2 protein-coding genes are annotated in these 1,062 nt (G+C 42.0%); both read left to right on the top strand.

What is annotated here, in order from left to right; genetic code table 11:
- Positions 1-260 precede the first annotated feature (260 nt).
- Entirely contained in the window at positions 261-500 is a 240-nt protein-coding gene (locus E5S67_RS32090; RefSeq protein WP_172193527.1) for a hypothetical protein, read from the top strand.
- 61 nt (positions 501-561) lie between these two features.
- Complete coding sequence (locus tag E5S67_RS32085) at positions 562-975, top strand: DUF1349 domain-containing protein (protein ID WP_172193525.1); 414 nt, start codon at positions 562-564, stop codon at positions 973-975.
- Positions 976-1,062: the final 87 nt, after the last annotated feature.

Raw genomic sequence — 1,062 nt, 5'->3', positions numbered from 1 at the left:
TTTTTCCTTCTGTCTGGTGGCTGCGGGCTTTTTCATTAGTTTATTTTACCAGCTTTTGACACTTAAGTCTTTTTTGACCTGAATCCTTACATTATGTTTACCTTTTTTATGTCCATTCTTGTGAACATGAGTTAACTTACATTCAGGGCATTTCATTGACTTTAATTCTCGGTTGATGTTTTTTTGTTACTCTCGATCGATCTCTATCATACCTCAATCCAGCAACGCCCTTAAATGAAACGAATACTCGGTTTATTGGTATGTCTGGCAACCCGATCACGGAGGAAGTTGATTTGGTCTTTGTGGTGCAAACGGAAATGGGCGATCGCCATTTTCGAGCGGGTCAGTGGGAAGAGCATTCTTGTTTGGTTGGCATTCGCAATAAAGCTGAAGCTGAAGTTCTGCTGGAACATGGACTGTTACCCAGAGAGCAAGAACCTTGCGCTCTGATGTTTTCCTCTCGCTTGGGCTTAGAATACTTAGTTCAACAGCATTGGTGAACGGTATATAGAAAGACCTGACACCGCTGGCAATCAAATATTTTGAACATGATGAAACTCTATGCAATGGCTCAATGAACCATCCCAATGGACAGACTCAGGCGATCGCTTGATTGTGAAAACTTCTCCCAAAACAGATTTCTGGCGAATTACCCATTATGGGTTTATTCGTGACACCGGACATTTTTATTTTGATTCCATCAGCACTGATTTTGTTGTTGATGTCAAAATACGCGGCAATTACAAAGATATCTACGACCAGGCGGGCATCATGCTGCGTGCCGATGAAAAGCATTGGATCAAGACAGGTATTGAATATGTTGATGGCGTACAAAATCTGAGTGCTGTCGTTACCCATGACTATTCAGATTGGTCAGTCATTCCCTTGCCGAATCCCCCTGATGTTTTACATTTGCGCGTTGAACGCTGTAAAGAAGCTATCCAAATTTTCTACTTAAATGAAGCTTCTAACTGAAGTTCCCCCCGTAGAAGGGATGTTCAAATCTAGCAAACCCCTACGCTACAAGTAAAAGTCAGCTTTTTGCACCCTTTCTTGTACCCA

Origin of the sequence: Microcoleus asticus IPMA8 (assembly GCF_013179805.1) — a bacterium.
Classification (GTDB): Bacteria; Cyanobacteriota; Cyanobacteriia; order Cyanobacteriales; family Microcoleaceae; genus Microcoleus; species Microcoleus asticus.
Note: the sequence above shows the minus strand (reverse complement) of the source record. Positions and strands in the feature narration are given on the sequence as shown.

What these genes read in the sequence shown, in the direction of transcription:
- E5S67_RS32090 (WP_172193527.1), top strand. Translation starts at nt 261, where the DNA reads ATGTCTGGCAACCCGATCACGGAGGAAGTTGATTTGGTCTTTGTGGTG.
- E5S67_RS32085 (WP_172193525.1), top strand. Translation starts at nt 562, where the DNA reads ATGCAATGGCTCAATGAACCATCCCAATGGACAGACTCAGGCGATCGC.